Here is a 23,375-nt window from a genome sequence, read left to right on the forward strand (position 1 = left end):
ATGATGATTTATTCTGTACGCAAGCTTTTTACTGGATTTGCAATTGCTGCTTTAATGCTTTGATAGCTTACAGTCAATATCGAAATCCCAACAGCGAGAAAAGCCGCCATGACTAATACCCACCCACTAATCTCTATTCGGTATGAAAAATCTTCTAGCCACTTACTCATAGCAAACCATCCTAACGGTAGTGATACCAATATTGCTATTCCAACAAGTTTAAGAAAATCAATAGTAAGTCTATACGTAATCTGACTTACACTAGCCCCCATCACTTTTCTAACCCCAATCTCTTTGGTTCGTTTTTCTGCATTAAATGCAGCCAGACCAAATAGCCCAAGGCAAGCAATTAGGATGGATAGAATGGTAAATATGATAAAGATCCTACCCAATCGTTGTTCTGCCTGATAGGTCGTATTGAAAGATTCATCCATGAAATAATAATCAAAAGGCTGACCTGGAGATATTTTGTTCCAGATAGTTTCAATTTGCGCTATGGTATTAGAGAAATCTCCTGCATTAAGTTTTACTGCCATTGATCCAGGACTATTATTCAGCGAAAGGCTCAACGCATCAATATCCCTTCTTAAAGATTCATAATGAAAATCCTTAACTACTCCTACTACGGTTCTAAATATAACTTCATCTTCTTCATAATCCGATGATAATCGCATCCCAAGTGCTTCTTCTGGTGTAACTCCTAAAACAGCTACGGCCGATTCATTAAGAATTATAGCTGTAGAATCTGTACTAAATTGTCGATTAAAGTCTCGTCCTGCAATAATTTCTAAGTTTAGAGTTGATACATAATCAAAATCAACATTCCAATCATTCATATTGATTGCTTTTTCATGATCATCTTTGAGCCCTTCTCTATAAAATGTACTATTGCTTCGAAATGAAGGTGTTGGTAAAAAACCACTTACCGATGTGCTTTTTACCTGACTTAATTGCTGTACTTCTTCTTTAAAAGAAGCTATTTTGTTTTCCGCAGCATATACATCATCTATAATTAAAACCTGATCTTTTGTAAATCCTAAATCCTTATTTTGGATAAATTGTAATTGTTGAAAAACAACCAGAGTACTTATAATCAAAAACACAGAAATGGCAAACTGAAAAACAACCAGAGAATTTCTGATTTTTCCTCCTCCTATACCATTTTCGGTTATACCTTTTAATGCCTGGATAGGTTTAAATTTTGACATAAAGAATGCTGGATAACTCCCTGAAAAAAGGCTTAATATTATTACTGAAGCCAACAAAATCATCCAGAAAAATGGGTTGGCAAATGGTATAGAAATCTCTTTTCCTGAAAGCTCATTAAAAAAAGGAACCGAAATTGAAGCCATTGTAATGGCTAATACTAATGACATAAAAGAAATCACTCCAGATTCTACCAAAAACTGTCTGATAAGCTCTGATTTATTAGAACCTAATGTTTTACGAACTCCTACCTCTTTTGCTCTCTTAAGGGAATGAGCAGTAGATAGATTCATGAAATTAACACTTGCCAGAATAATCAAAAATAATGCGATAAAAGAAAGAATATAAACGTTTTGAATATCGCCATTAGCACTTAATTCTGGATATCTACCAGAATGTAGATGAATATCTGTTAAGGCTATGGTGCTAAAATTAAGATAATTTCCTGAAGCCAAAAATTGCTCTTCTGTTATCCCTGGCGCATATTTTTGTACTCCGGGAATTACATAGTCTCTTAATGCAGATTCTAAAAAAGTATCAAAATCTTTGATATCTGCGCCCGGTTTCAACTTAATAAAAGTTGGATAATTATGGTTTCCCCATTCGGTAGAGGCAGCATCTTCATTTCCGGCCATCGCAATAAAAATAGTATGGTTTCTAATGAAAGAGTTCTCTGGCATATCATCTATCACACCCACCACTGTATATGTATTGCTATTATCTAATATCATATTTTGTCCCAAAGCCTGGTTCATCCCAAAATGTTTTTCTGCAGCAGTTTTGGTTAGGATCAAAGTATTAGGTTCTTTTAGAGCTGTCTTCGGATTTCCTATCAACAAATCAAGGCCGAACATTTCGAAAAAAGTGGTATCTACATAAGTAGCTCCTACTTCTTTTATATTTAACTCGGTATCACTTTTTCTGATAAACACACTCCCCAGATTCCTAAATCGTGTGGCCAGTTCTATCTGTGGATAATCTCTTTTCATGGCTTCGGCCATAGGAGCCGATACTTCGGCATATTCTTCGGCATTTCCTCCAAATTTTACATCTACATTTATCCTATAGATACGATCAGCATCTGCAAACATTTTATCAAAACTCAATTCATCGTAGATATACAATGAAATCAATAGTCCTCCTACCATACCAATAGCAAGACCAAATGTATTTAGGAAAGTAAAAAAGGGTTGCTTTTTAAGACTTCTCCAGGCTATTTTTAAATGATTTTTTAGCATAACTGTCGTTTTTTGATGATGATTTATTCTGTTCTCAAGCTTTTGATTGGGTTTGTTCTAGCTGCTTTAATAGCGTGAAAACTAACTGTTAGTAATGCTATTGTTAAAGCCAGAAATCCTGCTAAGGCAAAAACCCACCAATTTACTTCAACTCTATAAGCATACACATTAAGCCATTTATTCATCGCATACCAGGAAAAAGGTGTAGCAATAACAATTGCAATACCTACCAATTTTATAAAGTCTTTAGATAAAAGCGTTACTATACTTGTAACTTCTGCACCTAATACTTTTCGAACGCCTATTTCTTTAGTTCTTTGCATAGCACTATAAATGGCTAAGCCTAATAATCCTAAACAAGCTATTAGAATAGCTAGAAATGAAAATATGGTAAATAGTTTCTTAAACTTAAAATCAGCTTCATACTGTGCATTAAAAGAGTCATCTAAAAAACTATATAAGAACGGACGATGAGGAACTAAGGCAGACCATTTATCTTCTATATCTTTAATAGTTGCCTGAAGATTTTGAGATTTTATTTGTAAAGAAAAATACCTACTACTACCGGGTTCTAATCGTAATGCTAAGGGGGCTACTTCTTGGTGTAAGGATAAATAATTAAAATCTTTTACTACCCCTATGATTGTACCTTCTTTACCCCATTGTTCAAAACGTTTTCCTATAATTTCTAATGGATCTGCATATCCAAAACTTTTAGCTGCTGCTTCATTAATAATCATAGAAGAAACAGTATCTGTTGCGAAGTCTCTAGAATAAGCTCTACCGGCAACTACTTCAATATCATAATGAGGTATAAAATCAACATCAACTTCATATAAAAAAGGGCTAAAAGATTTCATTGGACCCTCTTTTGTTTCTATATCGGTTCCTGCTGCTGGGAAATGACCTCCAGGGACTGTTCTTGAAGCTGAAACTGAACTAATATCTGGATGATTTAAAAATTCACTTTTAATGGTTTCTATGTTATCACGTACTTGACCATCCCAATTGAAATCAATAACCAACTGTTGCTCTCTATCAAAACCCAGATTCTTATTTAGCATATAATCCAATTGAGAATATACTATTACGGTACTAGCTATTAAAGCAATAGAAAGGCTAAATTGAAATACTACAAGCCCTTTTCTTAGGTTAACTCCTTTTTTTGAAGTTCTAAAAACCCCTTTAAGTACACTTGATGGTTTAAAATTAGATAATATAAAAGCGGGGTAACTTCCTGCTAATATTCCTGTAACCAATGCCGTTCCAAAATACAGTGAAAGTGTAATACCATTAAAAATATCGTTGACTAAAAATTGCTTTCCTGTTATAGTATTCATCCATGGAAGACATATAATAACCAATACCAAACCAATTATTGCAGATAAAAAAACCATAAGCAATGACTCTCCTAAAAACTGATAAATCAAGCTTTTTTTATCTGCTCCTATTACTTTTCTTACTCCAACTTCTTTTGCGCGTTCTAGCGAACGGGCTGTAGCTAGGTTCATAAAATTAATACAAGCAATTATAAGTATGAAAAATCCAATAATCACAAAAATGTAAATATTTGATAAATTACCTGTTATCCCTGGTTGACGAGCAGCTTCAGAATTTAAATATGTATCTTTTAAGGGTTCGAATGAAATGTTATAGTAATATTCGGCTTGTTCAGAAGGTCTGTTTTTTTTCAAAAAGCCAGGTATCTTGGCTTGAAACGCTGCTTGATCAAAATTATCAGCTACCAAAAAATAGGTGTAAAAATCTACATATCCCCAAGCATCAAAAACATCGGGTCTAGTTTGATGAAAAGAACTCATAGACATGAGTATATCAAAAGAAAAATGTGAATTGGAAGGCACATCTTTCATTATACCAGTAACTGTGTAGATACCATCACTAGCTCTACCACCAAAGCCATTAATGCTTTTACCCATCGGATCCTCATTACCAAAGTATTTTTTTGCTATACTTTCGGTTAACACTATAGAATGTGGTGCCTTTAAAGCTGTCTTTGGGTTTCCTGAAACTAAAGGCCAACTAAATACATCAAATACTGTTGGATCTACATAAAAACAGTTAGCTTCTTGAAAAGAACGTTCGTTATAATTTAATAAAACATCAGACCTTCCTGAAAACTGAACTTTTTCAACAACTTCTGAAAAATCATTTTTTAATGCTGGCCCAACTGGTGCATTCCCCCATATCCATCTATCTTCTATATTATCTTTACTACTATGGTGAACTACTCTATATATATTATCTGCATTTTCATGATAGCTATCATAGGAAAGTTCGTTCCTTATAAACAACGTTATAAGCAAAAAGCAAGTCATTCCTATAGCGAGACCTCCAATATTTATAGCAGAATATCCCTTGTTTTTTAATAGGTTTCTCCAAGCAATTTTTAAATAATTCTTTAACATAATATATCATCTATTTTCAAAAACTGTCGGGTACAAAAAACCAAACAGGTTATTAATTGTTTATTCTATTCGTAAACTTTTTATAGGGTTAACAGTAGCAGCTTTTATGGCTTGATAGCTAATAGTAACCATAGTAATTGTAGCAATTGCTCCTATGGCCAGTGCAAAAACCCACCAATCAATTGTTATTCTATATTTATAATTTTCAAGCCAATTATTCATAACATACCAAGCAAGCGGCGATGCTACTATGCCTGCAATAAAAATTAGTTTTAAGAAGTCCTGTGTGAACAATAATAAAATGTCTCCAACTTTACCTCCAAGGACTTTTCTAATTCCAATTTCTTTCCTTCTTTGAGCTACAAAAAAAGAAATCAACCCATAAAGTCCCAGGCAACTAATAAAGATAGCTAATCCTGAAAATAATTTTGACATTAGTAAAAAGCGTTGTTCATTTTCATATTGCCGAGCTACATGCTCATCCAAAAAACTAAATTCATATATATATTTAGGAAATATTTCTTTCCAACGCTGTTCTATCTCGGCCAATAATACATCTGTATTTTGGCTGTCAATTTTAATTGCTATTTCGTTAAAAGCATTTGATTGGGGAGCTATAAAAACTGGACTAATATCTTTATGAAAGTTTTGATCATGAAAATTCGCTAGCACTCCAACTATCGTAGCTTTAATATTTCCTCCATTAAGTTCGACCTGTTTACCGATAAGTTCTTCTGATGACGCAAGACCTAATTTTTGCGCAACCATTTCATTTACTACTACCTCGGTAATAGAATCATGAACATAAAAATTGCGACCTCTTACCAATTTAAGGCCAAAAGTGTTTATATAATTTTCATCAGCCAGTTTTGCAGAAATATAAAATTCTTCATACTCTGCTCTGTTGTTGTATCGAATACCTGTAGTCCAATTACTATCTGTTCCTCCCGGGCTTGTTAAACACGCAGTGCTACCTTTAACCCCAGAGATTTTTCCAATACGTTCCATCAAACCTTCTAATTTGATAGTTTCTATCTTTTCTGGGATATCTACCATAACAATAGCGTCTTTATCAAAACCTAAATCTGCATTGATGGCGTAGCTAATCTGCTTTCCTATAATAATAGTTGACACAATTAATACTATAGAAATCGAAAATTGCATGGTTACCAAAACTTTACGAGTCAGTTTACCTCCAGTATCTTTTTGAGTCAGTTTTCCTTTAAGTGCTAATGTTGGTAGAATACGTGCCAGTAAAATACCTGGGTAGCTTCCTGCAAAAAGAGAGACAAAAATCAGTAGTACTAACACAAAACCAATAACCTTAATATCGAGTAATGATGTTATAGAAAGGTTAAGCATAAAAAGCTCATTAAAAGATGGTAACACTGCTATCGCAATCGCTAAGCTAACTATGAGCGCAAACAGACTGATAATAAATGTTTCTGAAATGAATTGCCAAAAAAGATGTTGCTTAAAACTTCCTAGTACTTTTCTAATTCCTATTTCCTTAGAACGAGTAAATGCCTGAGCTGCAGAAATATTAATAAAGTTAATACATGCTATTGTAATAATAAAAAATCCTATTAATGCAAAAGTCCAGAGTAGACTTACATTAACACCTCCATATCTATTATCAAAATGAATATTATCTAGTGATTGAAGCTTATAGCGATGTACATTTTTGCTTGTTGGGCGATGTTTTGTGACCAGTTGAATTAAGCTTTTTTCGATCTGGGCTATATTCTGGTTTGGATGAAGTAAAGCAAAACACATCAGGCTACCACTAATTCCTCCCCAGGATTCACTATAAATAAAATTATCATAGTGTTTTAGTGTTTTATACGAGAGGAATATTTCTCCCTGAATCACCGTATTTTTTGGTAAATTTTTAAGTATACCTATGACCTGAATAGTTTCTTTATTTTTTACTACTAATGTTTTTCCCAGTGCATTTTCATCGCCAAACATTTTTTTTGAAAAGCTTTCTGTAATGTATGCTGTATTTGGTTGATTCAAGGTCTGATCTCCGAGTTTTTCAAGTAATGGAAAATTTAAAATCTCAAAAAAATCAGGTTCTGCGAAAACAACATTTTCTCGAAACCGTAATGATTTTTTATTAGCTGTACCGTTAATCTGCCAATCTTCTCTGGTATAAATATTTGCAACTTTATCAGCATAGTCATAATCGGCTTTAAAACCCTTTGCAAATCCTGGTGGTACACTTGATTCATAATCAACATCATCTCGATGTTCTTCAGTTACTATTCTGTAAATTCGATCTGAATTTTTGTGAAAATTATCAAACTGCAAATGATAATTTACAAATAGAAAAATCAAAATAACACAGCTAAAACCAAGGGATAATCCCAAAATATTGATACTAGCAAAGATTTTTCGCTTTTTAAGGTTTCTCCAAGCAATTTTTAAATAATTCTTTAACATAACTGTTGTTTTCTGATGTCAGGTTTTGATTGATCTGATGTTTAATTTATTTTATGAATAGTTGCTTCACCTAAAATTATTCCTTTATTTATAGAAGGGTTCCCATTATAAGCCACAGTTGCCTCTCCGTATGCAGTAACTTTTAAATGATCTGAGACTCTTACTCTAAAATTACTTTCGCCATATGCTGTGATCTTAGTATTTTCGTTAATCATCCCTAAAGTGTTCACTTTTCCTTCTCCATACACTGTATATTTTTGATCGTTTACACTACCTTCTTTAATTTCCAGGTAACTTTCTCCGTAAATAGAAACACGTAATGAGTTTACTTTTAATGAATTCATCGTCATTTTAGATTCTCCATAGATTTTTAATCTGAAGTCATCTCTTTTTATTGGGCTTTTACATTCAATTATTTCTTCTCCTCTTATTGAAAGTTCTCTGAGTTGGGTATATGTTATGACAGCAGTTACCATGGTTCCCTTATAGATAGGTTTCTTTCTTTCCCAACCATTTTCGTTTGTTTTCACTGTTTTGGTTGTTGTTTTGGCTCCATCCAAATACATACGAAGTGTATTTCCAGCTACCTCGATATTAATTTTTTCCTGTGGTACCCGTGTGTTTTCGATCATAACACTTTCTTTTTCACCTTCAATAAAAGTCACCTGGATATGCGGACTTATAATTACTTTATCAAAATGTTGTACAGCTATTGCTTCTGATTGAGCCTGGCATAGATTGATACAAAAAAGTAATATTGCGATTGCTATGTGGTATAAATATTTTATCATGACTTTGGTTTTAATGGTTTATTTAATGAGTTACCCATTAACCTTAAAAGGTTTGTTTTGGCTTTCGGTTACAATTTGTCCATCAAACAGATTAATAACTCTATGCGCATAATGCGAATCTCTGTCTGAGTGCGTTACCATAACAATGGTAGTTCCTTCCTGATTAAGTTCGGTAAGCAAATTCATAACCTCGATACCATTTTTAGAATCAAGATTTCCTGTAGGTTCATCGGCCAGAATAAGCTTGGCATTAGTTACTACGGCTCTGGCTATAGCAACTCGTTGCTGCTGCCCTCCTGATAATTGCTGAGGGAAATGTTTTTCGCGATGCGCAATTTTCATTCGCTCTAGTACCTGTTTTACTTTTTGCTCTCGTTCGCTCTTTTTCATGTTAAGATAAATCAAAGGGAGCTCTACGTTTTCAAAAACGGTAAGTTCATCAATCAAATTAAAGCTCTGAAATACAAATCCAAGGTTTCCTTTTCTAATTTTGGTACGTTGATTTTCTTTCAATCCACCTACTTCCTCACCATTAAAGTGATAATACCCTTCATTAGGGTTATCCAACATACCAATGATGTTAAGTAAAGTAGATTTCCCGCAACCTGATGGTCCCATTATGGCTACAAATTCTCCTGCTTCAACTTTTAGATTTACATTATTTAATGCCAGAGTTTCGACTTCCTCGGTTCTAAAACTCTTTTTTATGTTCTCTATCTGTATCATTTTTTGATTGATTTTATTTTCTAAATGCTATTTATTTTAAAATTATTTTTTCGGCGTCTCCAAAACTATCATAGTTTGAAGTAATTACTTTTTCTCCTGCTTCTAGTCCTTCGAGTAATTCATAATATCTCGAGTTTTGTTTCCCTATACGTATGGCTCTTTTCCATGCTACTTCGCCCGAAGCATCCACAACAAAAATCCATTGCCCTCCGGTACTCTGGAAAAAACTTCCTCGAGGTAGTAAAAGTGCATCATTTGATGCTCCTAGTTGCAGTTTTATATTATAGCTCTGTCCAGTTCGTATAGTCTCGGGTTTTTGATCTGCAAAGACCAGGTCTACTTTAAATTTCCCGTTGCGTACCTCGGGATATACTTTACGAAGACGAAGTTGATATTCTTTACCATTACGATCTAACACTGCGGTTAAATCTCTTTTTACTCTATCTATATAATGCTCGTCTATTGTTGCTTCTATTTTATAATCTGTTAATACATTTATCTGCCCTATACGTTGTCCCTGTCTTATATTTTGACCTATTTCTGCATCTAAAAACCCTAATTGACCATCGGCAGGAGCTCTTACATTTAGATGATCCAAACGTTCATATACCATAGAAAGTGTTTTTTGCATACGCTCCAGATCGGTATCTAACCCTGATAAAGAAGTAGCTCGAAGAGATTTATCTTGTTCTGTTTGAATTTTAATTATTTCATATCGTTTTTTGGATAGCTCATAGTTTTCTTTTGAAATTAGATATTCTTCCCGAGAAATCAATTCATCATCAAACAAAGCCTTACTCTGTTCATAATTTCGCTTCAATTTTTGTAATTCATATTCTGAGCTTACCAGGTCTTTTTGGCCTTCTACTTGTCTAGAATCAAAAGTCAACTTTGTAGAACGTAGGTCATTCTGTTTTAATGCTAAATTACTTTCACTAGCCAAAATCTGTTCATAAAGAGCACTGTTTTCTAACTTTAATATAATATCTCCTTTTTTTACCATCGCTCCTTCTTCAATAAGCTTTTCTGTTACTCTACCTCCTTCATAAGCATCCATATAAATTGTACTTATTGGAGCTACCGCACCATTAATGGTAATATAATCATCAAATTTCCCAAAAGAAACTTCTGCTATCGACAATTTTTCTTTTTCTGTTCTAAATGTAGCTGCCGAGTTTCCGAATACCATTTTCCAACCTACAAAAAACAATACTATACCTATAGCAATGTATCCATAATGTTTAGGTCTTAATCCTTTTTTCTTTTCAATTTTTATATCCATTTTATTGTGCTCTATTTATATTAAAAACAGGTAATCCATTATAAAAATCCAATGTGCTTTCGTTTACTTTTAAACGTAATTGTACCTGTAGGTTTTCATTTTGTGAGTTCGCTAATAAGTTTTTAGATTGGTTGAGTTCTATAGCGCTTATCAATCCTTTTTCATATCTCTTTTGAGCTATCTTAAAAGTTAATACCTGTGCGTTCATTTTTTGCGAACTCTGTTGATATTCAAAACGTAGTGCATCTCCTTCCTGAACAAGTTGTTGTATTAGTTTAAACAGTTCTTGTTTTTGAATATCAAAATTATTGTCTGCTCTCATCATTTCCACCTTTTGCTGTTTTACACGTGACCGATTTGACCATCCATTACTGATAGGAATGTTAAGCGAAACTCCAACATATTTTGAGACATTATCTTTAATCTGATTTTTAAAAGAAATAACTCTTCCTGTATTGTCATTAACATTGGTTTCATAAAATCCTGTTTGATAACCTGCAAAAAAAGACAGAGAGGGGTACAAGCCCCCTCTGGCTATGGCTAATTGCTTTTTGGCTGCTTTTGCTTTTAACTCTTGTGCTTTTATGATAGGAACAAAAGTTGTCGCTTTACTGTAAATAGAATCTCTATTTGCTTTAAAAACATCCACATTATCATCGGCTTCTATAGGAGAAGATTGAATAGAAATAGTAGTAACATCTTCTAAGTTCATTTCTTGTATAAGTTTAAGTTTTGCAGCTGCTACATTATTCTCATTTTGAGTAACCAATAATTGATCGGCTAATAATGCAGATTCTGCTTCGTACAAATCAGCTTTTGCTTTTTGACCAAGTTCTACTTGTCTTTTTACAAGTGTATAATTAGTAGAGGATACTTCTTCTTGTTCTTTAGAAATGGTTAAAAGTCCCTCCATAAACTGAATATCATAAAAAGCAGACATTACTCTAAATGCCAGTAGATATTTTTGATGCAGTACTTCTTCATTTGCTGCTTTATTCAAAAATTTTGAAGCTTTGATTGTGTTTATTTTTTGAAAACCTCTAAACAAATCAATTTCTGCATTCAACCTATAATTATTAGAGAAAAAATCAGTGTTTACAATATTGTTATTATTGGGATCTACCGATCTTCCATATCGAATATTATAATCTGAAAATGCATTGATACTTGGCAATAAATTTCTTACCGATTGCCGATATGTTTCCTTGTTAGCATCCTGATTGTATTTAAAATCCTTGAGCTGTAGATTATGACCTATAGCATAGGTTACACAGTCATCTAATGACCATGATTCTTGAGAATACATCGTATTTGATATCAAGATCAAGAGAAAATATAAGATTTTGTTTTTAGATTTTATCATTTATAAACACTTAAATAACGTTTTGATGCCAAACCATAACCTAATGCCGTGCCAAAAACACAAATCACTCCATACCAGCGTATTAATACAAAAAACATTTATATTGAATTTTTAAAATGTAAAATTATTATACAAATAGTGTCAAATAATTTTACACCTCTATAGGAGTACTGTCTCAAATTTGTAGTTTTACTATGATAACTTAAATAATAAATAATGCAGGATGGAAAAATTTTAATCATTGATGATAATAAGAGTGTTTTAAGCGCATTAGAAATTTTATTGCAGTTTGAGTACAAACACATTAAAACAATTTCTAATCCCAATCAAATTTCCTCATTACACAATCTAAGTGATTATGATATTGTGGCATTAGATATGAATTTTTCTGCCGGTGTCAATACAGGAAATGAAGGTTTATTCTGGCTTAGAGAAATAAAGAAAAAAGCTCCTCATACTTCGGTAATTATGATGACGGCTTATGGTGCTGTCGATCTTGCTGTAAAAGCGTTAAAAGAAGGAGCTACCGATTTTATATTAAAACCCTGGAATAATGAAAAGCTATTGGCTACAATAAAGTCTGCTTTTCTACTTCGTAAATCCAGAAAAGAAGTACAAGAACTAAAGCAGAAAGAAAACCACCTAAAACAGGTTATCAATCAAGACAGCAACTATATTATTGGTAACTCTAAAGCACTAACTGCTGTCTTAAACCTAGTTAGAAAAGTGGCAAAAACAGATGTTAACGTTTTAATCACAGGTGAAAACGGAACAGGAAAAGAACTAATTGCCAGAGAATTACATAGAATGTCTCCCCGAAAAAACGAAGTTTTTATTGGAGTAGATATGGGCTCAATATCAGAAACATTATTTGAAAGTGAACTTTTTGGTCATACCAAAGGAGCTTTTACAGATGCAAAAGAAGATCGCGCAGGAAAGTTTGAAGCAGCAAACAACGGTTCTTTGTTTCTTGATGAAATCGGAAACTTATCACTACAAACACAAGCCAAACTATTATCTGCAATACAAAACAGAACAGTTGTAAGGGTTGGTTCTAATAAACCTATCCCCGTAAACATACGCCTGGTTTGTGCCACTAATTGCAACCTTAATCAAATGGTAGATGAAGGTATTTTTCGTGAAGATTTATTATATAGAATAAATACGATTCATATTGAAGTACCTCCATTGCGAGAACGAGATAATGATATCCTGATACTTGCAGATTTTTATTTAAAAAAATTCGCGACAAAATATGGCAAACCGTCGCTTCGAATAAATACTGCTGCCGAAGAAAAATTAATGGGATATCGTTGGCCAGGAAATGTAAGAGAGTTACAACACACAATAGAGAGAGCAGTAATTTTATGTGAAGGAAATGTATTGAAACCAACAGATTTTTTATTGAGTAACAGCCCGGGGATTTCTTTGGACAAAGGTCCTGAGACTCTTGATGAAATGGAACGACTCATGATTGCCAAAGCACTTGACAAACATAATGGAAACTATAGTGCTGCTGCAAATCAACTTGGTATTTCGAGACAGACTTTATATAACAAAATAAAAAAATCAGAAAACTAATGGTAAGCCAAAATCTCTATACAAAATTAATCCTAAGAGTAGTAATGCTTTCCTTAACTGCACTGATATTAGCCTTTGCGTTTTTTAAAGAATTGTATATTTTGTCTTTTTTTGTTCTATTATTACTTTCATTACAAACGATATTTTTAATCAAATATCTAAACCATAATAATAGAAAGATTGCCTACTTTTTTAATTCAATTAAAAATGAAGATTTCACACTTCGATTTCCCGAAAAAGGAGGCCCAAAATCATTTAACGAATTAAATCAGAGCCTTAATAGTCTTAATGATGTAATTCGAAAAGTACACTTAAAAAACCAGACACAGGAACAGTATTACCAAGAAATACTAAAGCAAGCAGAAATTGGTATTTTGACTTTTAATCATAAAGGGCATATTCTTTTTAACAATCCTAAAGTCGAAAAATTACTAAATTATACTCCTCTAAACCATATAAAACAGCTAGTGCAGGTTGATAAAAAATTGTATGACTTATTTAATAATATTAAACCATTCGAACGAAAACTCTTTCAACTTACCAACGAGCGAGAGACGATACAGTTGTCTATTAAATCTTCAGAAATAGTATTAAATAACGAAGTTTTAAGATTAATAACCATACAAGATATCCATAACGAATTAGACGAAAAAGAAACAGATTCGTGGATAAAACTCATTAGAGTTTTGACTCACGAAATTATGAACTCTGTTACTCCCATTACTTCAATATCAGAATCTATTTTGGGATATTATAAGGATAAAAGCGGGATCATACCGGTTACAGCAATTGATGAAAATAAAATTCATAATACTGCAAAAGGACTAGAAGTAATCAAAAATCAGGGAAATGATTTAATGAGTTTTGTACAGTCGTATCGTAGCTTCTTAAATGTACCTGTACCCGATAAGAAAATAATTAAAGTAGATGAATTATTAGAGAAGGTAAAAGTTTTGATGAGCCAGGAGATTGATTTTAATGTCATTTCTTTTGATATTCTTAACAATACAGAAGATCTCGAAATTTATGCAGACGAAAAGCTAATTACTCAGATATTGCTAAACCTTTGTAAAAATGCAATTCAAGCTTTAAAAGATACCGAAAAAGCAACTCTAATGTTTATTGTTGGAATTACTACTGAAGGAAAAAAATATATAACAGTTAAAGACAATGGTCCGGGCATACATCCCGATATCATGAGCCAGATATTTATACCTTTTTATACCACAAAAAACGAAGGTACAGGTATAGGCTTAAGTCTTTCTAAACAAATTATGCATCTGCATGGAGGTAGTCTAACGGTTCATTCTATACCTAATAAGGAGACATCTTTTTCATTACTTTTTGAGTAATATTATTTATTTTACGGTATCAAGTTTTAATGTTTTAAGTAAAGCATCAAAGTAGTAATCTTCCTGATCTGGTATGATTACTACTTTATACGCTGTGTTTTTTATAATATAATGTGAGGTGGTCTCGGGGTCTAATATTTTAGAATGACGATTAACAATCTTTTGAATAAAGTCATTAATCAAAAGTACCTCATCGTAACTTATCTCTCTGCGATATGTAGGTTTATCGCTTTTATAAACTAGATAATCATTCCTAAAACTAAGAGATTTTTTATCGCCAGTATGGCTGTTAAACTCAAAAGTAAAATCTTTAGACGTAAATATTTTATTAATATTTTCTACCGTTGGCTCTACACTACGAGCACAACTCACAATGAAAATAATAACAAAAACTATCTTTATTCTATGTATCATCTTTAGAAATGAAGCAAGATAAAAGATATATTACTATCTCCTTATCTTATTTTGAAGCAAATCGCTTTATAGAACTTTCAAAATCAATATCCTCCAGGTTACTAATCAACAATCCAATTCCTCCGGATTTTGAAGCAACAATATATTCTGTCTGGAATTTTCTATCTTTTTTATAAGCTTTTAAATATTTAAGCTTAACTACTTTTGATGTTGGAGTAAAGAAAAAACGACCATGAATTCTTTTATATTTTACTTCCTGAATATTAGATTCATCTTGCAATTGATCATTAAGTGCGGCAACAACTCTAGCGGCTCTATGCTCATCAAACTGATAGAAATCACAAGTATAGATAAATACATAGTTTTCTACATTATTTTCATCTACGAATAGTTCGAAATCTACTTTTTTATCTTCTATTTTTTTTAATTCATGTAAAGCAACCTTTTTAAATTTTGGTTTATTTTCTAATGAATCTAATCTGCTTTTAAATTCTTCGGGAGATGTTTTAGAATAGGCACTGGTAAGCACAATAGTATTGTTTCTAAATTCGATTGTGTTTTTCGAAAATTTAGAAAACTTAGATTCTTTGGGTAAAAATTCGCATCCTACAATAAGGATTACGATTAGCAATAGTAGAATTTTTTTCATAAGGCATTTGTGTTAATTAATATAACATTATATAGATAAGCCCTAAATGATTGTCTTGCAAGTTAATAAAAAAAAACCACATAATTGTCATTCAGCCGAATTTTTAAACACTTTAACCGGTTTTTACTCTCTATTTTAAGTTTTAAGTAAGTATTATATGGCATTACACCATGTGATAAAACGGCCAATTATCATACTCTATAGTCTAAATTGGAAATAAAATTTTCTACATTAAAATTAAGATCTTCTTTCTCTTATTGATCAAGAAAAAATGCTTTTACTACAGTAAACTCAAGTTATAAAGGTATTATATCCAATCTACAGGGTTTGTTAATACTTCTACTAATCGCGCTTCTTCACTACCCGTTTCTGGGTGGTAATCATATCGCCATTGTACATGAGGAGGAAGACTCATTAAAATACTTTCTATTCTTCCATTAGTTTTTAGCCCAAATAGAGTTCCTTTATCATGTACCAGATTAAATTCTACATAACGTCCACGTCGAATTTCCTGCCAATCTCTATGTGTTTCTGTATATGGAAGCTCTTTTCTTTTTTCTACAATTGGAGTATACGCTTCTAAAAAACTATTCCCTACTTCGGTTACAAAATCATACCAGTTTGGCATCGACATCGCATCATTTGCTTTACAATAATCAAAAAATAAACCTCCTACTCCACGGCCTTCTCCTCGATGTGCATTATAGAAATACTCGTCACATTTCTTTTTGTAGGTAATATAAAAATCTGGATCATGTTTATCACAAGAATCTTTACATACCTTGTGAAAATGCCTTGCATCCTCATCAAACAAATAGTACGGTGTTAAATCCTGTCCTCCTCCAAACCAGCTATCTACAATTGTTCCGTTTTTATCATACATTTCAAAATAACGCCAATTAGCATGTACCGTTGGTACCATTGGATTTTTGGGATGTAGTACTAATGACAAACCACAGGCAAAAAAGTCAACCTCGCCTACTTTAAAATAGCTTTGCATAGCTTTGGGAAGTGCCCCATGAACTCCAGAAATATTCACACCTCCTTTTTCGAATACATTTCCATTTTCGATCACACGGGTTCTTCCTCCACCTCCTTCAGAACGCTTCCATAGATCTTCCTCGAATTTAGCTTTACCATCTATTTCTTCCAATTTTGAGGTTATGGTATCTTGTAAGTCTTGTATGTATTGATAAAACTTATCTTTCATTATAATTATATAATTTTTTTATCAGATCTTAAAAATCCAATTGAATTTAGCTATGGTATTATGCTTCAATTTTGGAAATCTCCTCAGATGTACTTTTTAGTTCAATTAATCCTTTTTCTTTCAAAATTTTTACCGTTTCTGTAGAGGCTGCAACTACAGATATAGGTAGTGTGATAACAAATCCTATAACAGGTATAAAGAGCATCAATACAAATACAACTCCATTACCAATAGCAGTCCCTCTATTTTTTCTTACAAACTGGATACTTTCTTTATAATTAAAATGACGTTCCATAGTATAGTCCATATTACCAAAACCTACATAATATGCTTGTATCAGAAAAATTAATATTGTTGCTACAATACCAATAACCGGAATAAAACTTAAAATAATTAGCGGAATCATAAATAATAATTCTCTAAATAGATTTCGTATGTTAATACGGATACCTCTAGATAATTGTTGACTAAATGATGTATTACGGTGCGAATGATTTGTTTCTCCCAGAAGATGTGTTTCTACTTTTTCTGAAACCGGACTCATAAATGGAGCAGACAATGCCATTACAATGTGTTTATATAGTATTAATCCTATTACTAGGATTAATAACCCCCCGATATATGTGCTAATGGTCGCAAATGTTTCTGATCCCCATTCCCAAACCCAAATCCGAGAAATTAAAGCTCCCAAGTTATCTGAAAAGAAATATACTAATGCTACAAAAGATAATCCTGTGATTACGCTTATCAAAATAGGAATCGCAAAAAATTTCCATAATCCTAGTTTTGAAATAAGTTTAAAGGTTCCGAAATAAGCTTTGATCCCGTTAATGATATTTTTAAGCATTGGTCACTGTTTTTTTGATTGATTTACTCTCTTATATAAGTAGTCTTTTTATCATTTTTGTTTCAATTTTGGAAATATTTCATGATCAAGTATCGATTTCCAAAAGATAAACCAATTTATCTTTATGATCCAGTATTTCTTTAATATCTATTACTTTCTTAGCTTTTTGAGTATTATCCTTTAAAAAAGTGATTATTTCTTCTTCAAAAGAAGTAGTTAGTTCCAAAAAATGTTTTCTGCCAATTTCGTTGTTATGTAAATCCATTGCAGTTTCTAATGGTTTATTTGGAGCTAGTTTTTCATGTAAATCGGTTATTTTTTGTGCCCAGTTTACAGATTTTTCTTTGTTTTTGGTTATTCTAAAAGTAGTTTGACAAATCAATATATTCCATAACGCATGTCGAAAAGCATTAGCTTTTCCGTTTTTATGATGTGCTTTTCCATAATGCAAATCACAAATGATCATGGTTCTCCTTGTAGCTTTTAATGTTGGATAGATTAGTAAAGGATTCTGAAGCATTACCCCTGCTACCTTAAGGATTTGCCTAAAACTTAATCGTTTTAACAGATTCCCTATACTCATTCTTATGCTTGATATTCTTTTACTGCATCTACAAAGGCTTGAGCATTCTCTACAGGAATATTAGGTAAAATCCCATGTCCTAAATTAGCGATATAACGATCTTTACCAAAAGCGTCTATCATTTGTTTAACCATTTTTTTGATTTCTGCTGGTGGAGATAATAATCTCGAAGGATCAAAATTACCTTGTAGTGTTATATTTCCTCCGGTAAGATAACGAGCATTACGCGCAGAACATGTCCAATCTACTCCAAGAGCAGCAGCTCCCGATTGTGCCATTTCTTGTAATGCAAACCAGCATCCTTTTCCGAAAACGATCACTTCGGTTTCTTCTTTTAATGCATCTACAATTTGCTGGATATATTTCCATGAGAATTCCTGGTAATCTACTGGTGATAACATCCCTCCCCAGCTATCAAATACCTGAATTGCATTAACTCCTGCTGCAACTTTTGCTTTAAGATAAGTAATAGTAGTATCGGTAATCTTTTGCAATAATTGGTGTGCTGCTTCTGGTTGTGTAAAACACAATTCTTTGGCCTTATCAAAGTTTTTAGATCCTTGCCCCTGTACAGCATAACATAAAATTGTCCATGGTGAACCGGCAAAACCAATTAAAGGAACACGATTATCCAAACGTTCTTTGGTTAGTTTTATCGCATCCATTACATATCCTAATTCTTCGTAGACATCGGGAACAATTACTTGTTCTACATCTGCCAAAGATCGAATTGGATTAGGAAGCCAGGGACCAATTCCGTCTTTCATTTCGACCTCGATATTCATAGCCTGTGGGATCACCAAAATATCACTAAACAAAATTGCTGCATCGGGACCAATGATATCTATAGGCTGTACGGTTATCTCCGCAGCCAATTCTGGTGTTCTACAACGTGTAAAAAAATCATATTTTGCTTTTAGTGCACGAAATTCTGGTAAGTATCGCCCTGCCTGACGCATCATCCATACTGGTGGGCGTTCTACAGTTTCCCCTTTTAATGCTCTAAGAAATAAGTCGTTTTTAAGTTGTGTCATAGCTATTGTGAATTTTCGACTTTGCAAAAATTGCTTTATTATTTATTTTTTAGTAAAATGTTTTACGGCTTGAACAATTACGTTTTCTACCGTAGGTTTATTTGCAACAATAATATTATTTGTATGTTTTTTAGCTTCAGAAGCAGTTGTGTTTCCTATACAAAACGAAATACTTTCTCCTATTTTATTTTCTGAAGTATAGCTTTGAATTCCGGATGGACTAAAAAACAATATTCCATCAAACGAACGGATAAATTTATTCGATTTTAACTGTGTTTTATATACAATCTGCTCTTTTACCTCAACATTATTTTGTTTCAAAAGATCTGGTAATTCATCTCTTCTTAAGTTTCCGCAAAAAAACAAAAAAGAGTGATTTTTGTGTTTTTTTATAATGATTTTAGCTAAATCTGATGCATTTTGAGCAGTTTCTACCACATTGAAGTCATTTTCCTCTAAAAGCTTTTTAGTATTATCTCCTACACAAAAACAGTTTGAAATGACCATTCCAGAGTTTTTAATTGCTTTCACAGCGTTCTTGCTTGTAAAAATTGCATTCTGGATTGTATGCTTATTTGTAATTTCTAAAAGTTCAATAGTTATGGCTTCATACTCGACAAATCCAAGACCAGTATTTAGCAACAACTCTTTTTGAGCTGTAGAAAGTTTTTTGGTTGAGAGTATTGTTGGTGAAGTATCCAATCTATCCGATTTCTGCTTTTATCTCTTTCATCAATTCATGTCCTCCGTTATTCAATATTTCCTGAGCACATATCGTTCCCAGGTTTTCTACATTACCTATTTTTATTTCTTTATTGACTTCAATCTTATCATTTCCGTCAAGACTAAACAAAGCTCCGGTAAAGTAGATAATATCTTCTTTAATTTCTGCTAGTGCTCCTATTGGTGCTGTACAACCTCCTTCTAATTCTCGTAAAAACTCGCGTTCGATATGTACACATATTTCAGATGGGCTATCATTTAAATTTGATAATGCCTTTCTGCAATACTCATCTTCTTCTTTTGCAACAACTAACATTGCTCCTTGTGCTGGTGCAGGAATCATCCAATCCAGATCAATATAATTATCAGGTTTTAGATCAATGCGTTCTAATCCGGCAGCTGCAAATATGGCACCATTCCAATCATTCTCGGTTAGTTTTTGCATACGTGTATTTACATTACCTCGCAGATCAACTACTGTATGCGTTGGGTATTTATGTAACCATTGTGCTTTTCTTCGAAGACTTCCGGTAGCAATTGTTCCTTCATTTTCTAAAAAACCCAACCCTTTATGAACCAGAATATCATTTACATTAGCGCGTTTTAAAATGGCTGCTTCTATAATTCCTTTTGGTAGAATCGTCGGAACATCCTTCATCGAATGTACTGCAATATCTATATCGCCTTGTAACATCGCTATATCCAATGTTTTAGTAAAAATCCCGGTAATCCCTAACTCATACAATGGTTTATCCAATATAATATCCCCAGTTGATTTAACTGGGATCAAGTGAGTTTTATATCCTAGTTCTTCTAATTTTTTTTGTACGGTATTTGCTTGCCAAAGTGCTAATTCACTATCTCTGGTACCTATGCGAATCGTTTTTGCCAAAGCTATTTGTTTTGTAATTGAAATACTTTCTGAATCAATTCTATGCTTTCATCTGCCGAAGTGTTATCATCCTTAAGATGATTGGCAAAATGATTCGTGATTTTCTGAATGATTCGGCTACTAATAATATCTGCCTGTTCTTCATCAAAATCTGCATACTTTTTTCGTTGTAGATTAATTTCTGCATCTTTTAATGTAGATAATTTATTTTTAAGTGCCTTAATAGTGGGAGCAAACTTTCTGGTTTCTAACCAACTATCAAATTCTGTTTTTACTTCTTCTATAATAATCTCGGCTTGCGGGATGTATTGTTTTCTCCTTTGTAATGTATCATCTGTCATTTTTGACAAATGATCCAGGTGTACCAAAGTTACATTGGGTAACTCAACTACATCATCTGATACATTTTTTGGAATAGACAGATCTAAAATCAATAATGGCTTTTGCGAATGAATTAGTTGTTTAGAAATAGTAGGATTCTGCGCTCCCGTAGCCACAATAAGAATATCTGTATTTGTTATTTCTGACTGAATATTAGCATAATCTTTTACAATAAGATTAAATTTTCCTGCTACTCTTTCTGCTTTATCTTTTGTTCGGTTAATTAGTGTGATATGATCGTTCTTGGTATGTTTTATTAAATTTTCACAGGTGTTTCTACCTATTTTACCAGTTCCGAAAAGCACAATTTTTTTATCCGAAATATGTTCCACATTCCTAAGAATGTATTGAACCGATGCAAAAGAAACTGAAGTTGCTCCAGAAGAAATCTCAGTCTCATTCTTGATACGTTTGCTTGCCTGGATTACCGCATTTATAAGTCTTTCTAAAAAAGGATTGGTAACTTCTGCTTTTTTGGAAGCTTTAAAACTTTGTTTTAGTTGACTTATAATTTCAAAATCCCCTAATATCTGACTGTCCAGACCTGTACCTACTTTAAATAAATGTGATACTGCTTTACTATTTTTATGTACATATGCTACTTTTTCGAACTCTTCTATGGTTCCGTGAGTATGCTCGCAAAGTAATTTGATTAATTGAAATGGATGTTGAGCAAAACCATGTAATTCGGTTCGATTACAGGTAGAAGTAACTAGTAAGGCTTCAATGCCTTCTTTTTTTGCCTGTTGTAGTATTCCTTCTTTGGCTTCTTCGTTTACACTAAAATGACCTCTGATCTCTGCATCAGCTTTTTTATAACTAAGTCCAATAGTGTAAAAATTTGTTCCTTTTGCTCTTGAGTGAGACTCCATGCAGTCAATTCTATTATATTCCATAACAAAAGTATTTTAGATATATCAGAAAAAATAACGCCAGAAGAATTTTAAGTGTCGAAAAACGTTGTTTAAGATATTTTTTGTAAAAAAATGGGTAAAAACCCTTATTTTTGTATAGGTACCAGAGATTCTTACATCGACAGTTTAGACTCATTCTAAATAAATAAAATTTTACAACTATGGAAATTGAACTAAAAAATAACGCTCCAGGGATTCTAGAAGAAACCCAAATCGAAGATGGTTTTCATATCCTAAAATTTCAAAACGAAACCAATGAAAATCAACGAGTTGTAAGAGATATCGACAGTAGTCTTATCCAGTTTCATTTCTGTATTAAGGGGGGGATTAAATTTAACTTTAATAACGGAAGCTATGCTATAAACCTTTCTGAAGAAAATTCGCTTCTTCTCTATAATCCACAACGCGATCTTCCAATGAATCTCGAAATGAAAAAGGATTCCTGGTTGATCACTATCCTTATTTCTATAAAAAAGTTTCACTCTTTATTTTCTAAAGAAGCAGATTATATTCCTTTTCTCGGAGAAGGAAACCGTGATAAAAAATATTATACCGATGCCAAAATTTCTCCTTCAATGGCTGTGGTACTAAATCAAATTATGAACTACAACCTTCATCAATCGATTAAACTGTTATACTTTAAAGGAAAAGCATATGAATTATTAAGTCTCTATTTTAATAGACCTGGGGACGCAGATGTAGAGCAATGTCCGTTTTTGGTAGATGAAGAAAATGTATTAAAAATCCGAAAAGCTAAAGAAATTATTATCGCCCGTATGGCAGAACCTCCTACACTTCAGGAGCTATCTAATGAGATTGGATTGCCTCTTAAAAAACTTAAAGACGGATTTAAACAAATTTATGGTGAACCGGTATATACATTCTTGTTTGATTACAAAATGGAGGTAGCCCGACAACTATTAGCTTCAGGAAGTCATAATGTAAATGAAGTAGGTTTAAAAGTTGGATATAGCACTGCTAGCCATTTTATAGCTGCATTTAAAAAGAAATTTGGCACTACTCCAAAAAAATATGTGATGAGCTTAAACTAAAACTCATTTAATCGAATGATTCCCCTCTGGGAATACCTACTCCTTTTTGTAAGGATACTATCGAATCATACATTCCTTGATCCTCATCAGAAGCATCTGCCAAAACAGATACAAAATCAAACTGTTCTAACAACTCCAGAATAAAGGGTAGTTTATCTTTTTCGACATCTACAATTATACGTTTCATCTTTGCTTTTTTTAATCACCTAAAAATACTAAAATAAAACTACCCAACTTTCGGTTTGCCAGAATTTAACGTATTTTAA

General features: G+C 32.7%; 20 protein-coding genes. 3 read left to right on the plus strand and 17 right to left on the minus strand.

Translation table 11 applies throughout. The annotated features are described in order from the left end of the window. Positions 1-8: 8 nt before the first annotated feature. The 7 genes from Z053_RS0111820 to Z053_RS0111850 are packed head-to-tail and all read right to left on the minus strand — an operon-like array spanning position 9 to position 11,420. A complete protein-coding gene (locus Z053_RS0111820) occupies positions 9-2,444 on the minus strand; it encodes an ABC transporter permease (RefSeq protein WP_025665220.1) in 2,436 nt (811 codons plus the stop codon). A gap of 23 nt (positions 2,445-2,467) precedes the next feature. Next, positions 2,468-4,870 carry an ABC transporter permease gene (locus Z053_RS0111825; RefSeq protein WP_025665221.1) on the minus strand — a complete coding sequence of 801 codons (2,403 nt, stop codon included), beginning with the start codon at positions 4,868-4,870 and terminating at the stop codon, positions 2,468-2,470. 60 nt (positions 4,871-4,930) lie between these two features. After that, complete coding sequence (locus Z053_RS0111830; protein ID WP_025665222.1) at positions 4,931-7,315, minus strand: ABC transporter permease; 2,385 nt, start codon at positions 7,313-7,315, stop codon at positions 4,931-4,933. A 41-nt stretch (positions 7,316-7,356) separates the two neighbouring features. Then, complete coding sequence (locus tag Z053_RS0111835; protein ID WP_035095984.1) at positions 7,357-8,106, minus strand: head GIN domain-containing protein; 750 nt, start codon at positions 8,104-8,106, stop codon at positions 7,357-7,359. A gap of 30 nt (positions 8,107-8,136) precedes the next feature. Then, positions 8,137-8,832 carry an ABC transporter ATP-binding protein gene (locus tag Z053_RS0111840; protein ID WP_025665224.1) on the minus strand — a complete coding sequence of 232 codons (696 nt, stop codon included), beginning with the start codon at positions 8,830-8,832 and terminating at the stop codon, positions 8,137-8,139. Between the two features lie 31 nt (positions 8,833-8,863). Continuing rightward, positions 8,864-10,114: an efflux RND transporter periplasmic adaptor subunit gene (locus Z053_RS0111845; protein WP_025665225.1), complete on the minus strand. Its 1,251-nt coding sequence runs from the start codon at positions 10,112-10,114 to the stop codon at positions 8,864-8,866. A gap of 1 nt (position 10,115) precedes the next feature. Further along, entirely contained in the window at positions 10,116-11,420 is a 1,305-nt protein-coding gene (locus Z053_RS0111850) for a TolC family protein (protein WP_025665226.1), read from the minus strand. Between the two features lie 273 nt (positions 11,421-11,693). Between Z053_RS0111850 and Z053_RS0111855 the strand changes: the two genes are divergently transcribed. Then, positions 11,694-13,058, plus strand: a complete 1,365-nt coding sequence (locus Z053_RS0111855) for a sigma-54-dependent transcriptional regulator (RefSeq protein ID WP_025665227.1) — start codon at positions 11,694-11,696, stop codon at positions 13,056-13,058. Beyond that, on the plus strand, positions 13,058-14,410 hold the full coding sequence (locus Z053_RS0111860) for a sensor histidine kinase (RefSeq protein WP_025665228.1): 1,353 nt from the start codon (positions 13,058-13,060) through the stop codon (positions 14,408-14,410). Before Z053_RS0111855 ends, Z053_RS0111860 begins: the two co-directional genes overlap by 1 nt. Positions 14,411-14,416: 6 nt before the next feature. Here the strand turns inward: Z053_RS0111860 and Z053_RS0111865 are convergent, their stop codons facing one another. The 9 genes from Z053_RS0111865 to hemA form a co-directional block, all read right to left on the minus strand. Further along, positions 14,417-14,824: a hypothetical protein gene (locus Z053_RS0111865; protein WP_025665229.1), complete on the minus strand. Its 408-nt coding sequence runs from the start codon at positions 14,822-14,824 to the stop codon at positions 14,417-14,419. A gap of 46 nt (positions 14,825-14,870) precedes the next feature. Then, the gene (locus Z053_RS0111870) at positions 14,871-15,473 is read right to left on the minus strand and encodes a hypothetical protein (RefSeq protein WP_025665230.1); all 603 of its coding nucleotides are present in this window, start codon (positions 15,471-15,473) and stop codon (positions 14,871-14,873) included. 307 nt (positions 15,474-15,780) lie between these two features. Beyond that, a complete protein-coding gene (gene hemF / locus Z053_RS0111875) occupies positions 15,781-16,683 on the minus strand; it encodes an oxygen-dependent coproporphyrinogen oxidase (RefSeq protein WP_025665231.1) in 903 nt (300 codons plus the stop codon). 58 nt (positions 16,684-16,741) lie between these two features. After that, positions 16,742-17,530 carry an EI24 domain-containing protein gene (locus Z053_RS0111880; protein WP_025665232.1) on the minus strand — a complete coding sequence of 263 codons (789 nt, stop codon included), beginning with the start codon at positions 17,528-17,530 and terminating at the stop codon, positions 16,742-16,744. 85 nt (positions 17,531-17,615) lie between these two features. Beyond that, positions 17,616-18,113 (minus strand): DUF6973 domain-containing protein, encoded by a 498-nt coding sequence (locus tag Z053_RS28410; RefSeq protein ID WP_051476042.1) that lies wholly within the window; start codon positions 18,111-18,113, stop codon positions 17,616-17,618. Positions 18,114-18,115: 2 nt separating this feature from the next. Continuing rightward, positions 18,116-19,147: a uroporphyrinogen decarboxylase gene (gene hemE / locus Z053_RS0111890; protein WP_025665234.1), complete on the minus strand. Its 1,032-nt coding sequence runs from the start codon at positions 19,145-19,147 to the stop codon at positions 18,116-18,118. A gap of 42 nt (positions 19,148-19,189) precedes the next feature. Then, positions 19,190-19,849: a uroporphyrinogen-III synthase gene (locus Z053_RS0111895; protein WP_025665235.1), complete on the minus strand. Its 660-nt coding sequence runs from the start codon at positions 19,847-19,849 to the stop codon at positions 19,190-19,192. Between the two features lies 1 nt (position 19,850). Continuing rightward, positions 19,851-20,762: a hydroxymethylbilane synthase gene (gene hemC, locus Z053_RS0111900; RefSeq protein WP_025665236.1), complete on the minus strand. Its 912-nt coding sequence runs from the start codon at positions 20,760-20,762 to the stop codon at positions 19,851-19,853. A 2-nt stretch (positions 20,763-20,764) separates the two neighbouring features. Then, positions 20,765-22,015, minus strand: coding sequence for a glutamyl-tRNA reductase (hemA, locus tag Z053_RS0111905; protein WP_025665237.1), 1,251 nt, complete (start codon positions 22,013-22,015; stop codon positions 20,765-20,767). Between the two features lie 203 nt (positions 22,016-22,218). On the opposite strand from hemA, the gene Z053_RS0111910 reads away from it, so the two are divergent. After that, complete coding sequence (locus Z053_RS0111910) at positions 22,219-23,109, plus strand: AraC family transcriptional regulator (protein WP_025665238.1); 891 nt, start codon at positions 22,219-22,221, stop codon at positions 23,107-23,109. A 7-nt stretch (positions 23,110-23,116) separates the two neighbouring features. Here Z053_RS0111910 and Z053_RS0111915 read toward each other — a convergent pair whose 3' ends face one another. Next, on the minus strand, positions 23,117-23,296 hold the full coding sequence (locus Z053_RS0111915) for a hypothetical protein (protein WP_025665239.1): 180 nt from the start codon (positions 23,294-23,296) through the stop codon (positions 23,117-23,119). Positions 23,297-23,375: the final 79 nt, after the last annotated feature.

This window comes from Aquimarina megaterium XH134 (genome assembly GCF_000520975.1).
Taxonomy (GTDB): domain Bacteria; phylum Bacteroidota; class Bacteroidia; order Flavobacteriales; family Flavobacteriaceae; genus Aquimarina; species Aquimarina megaterium.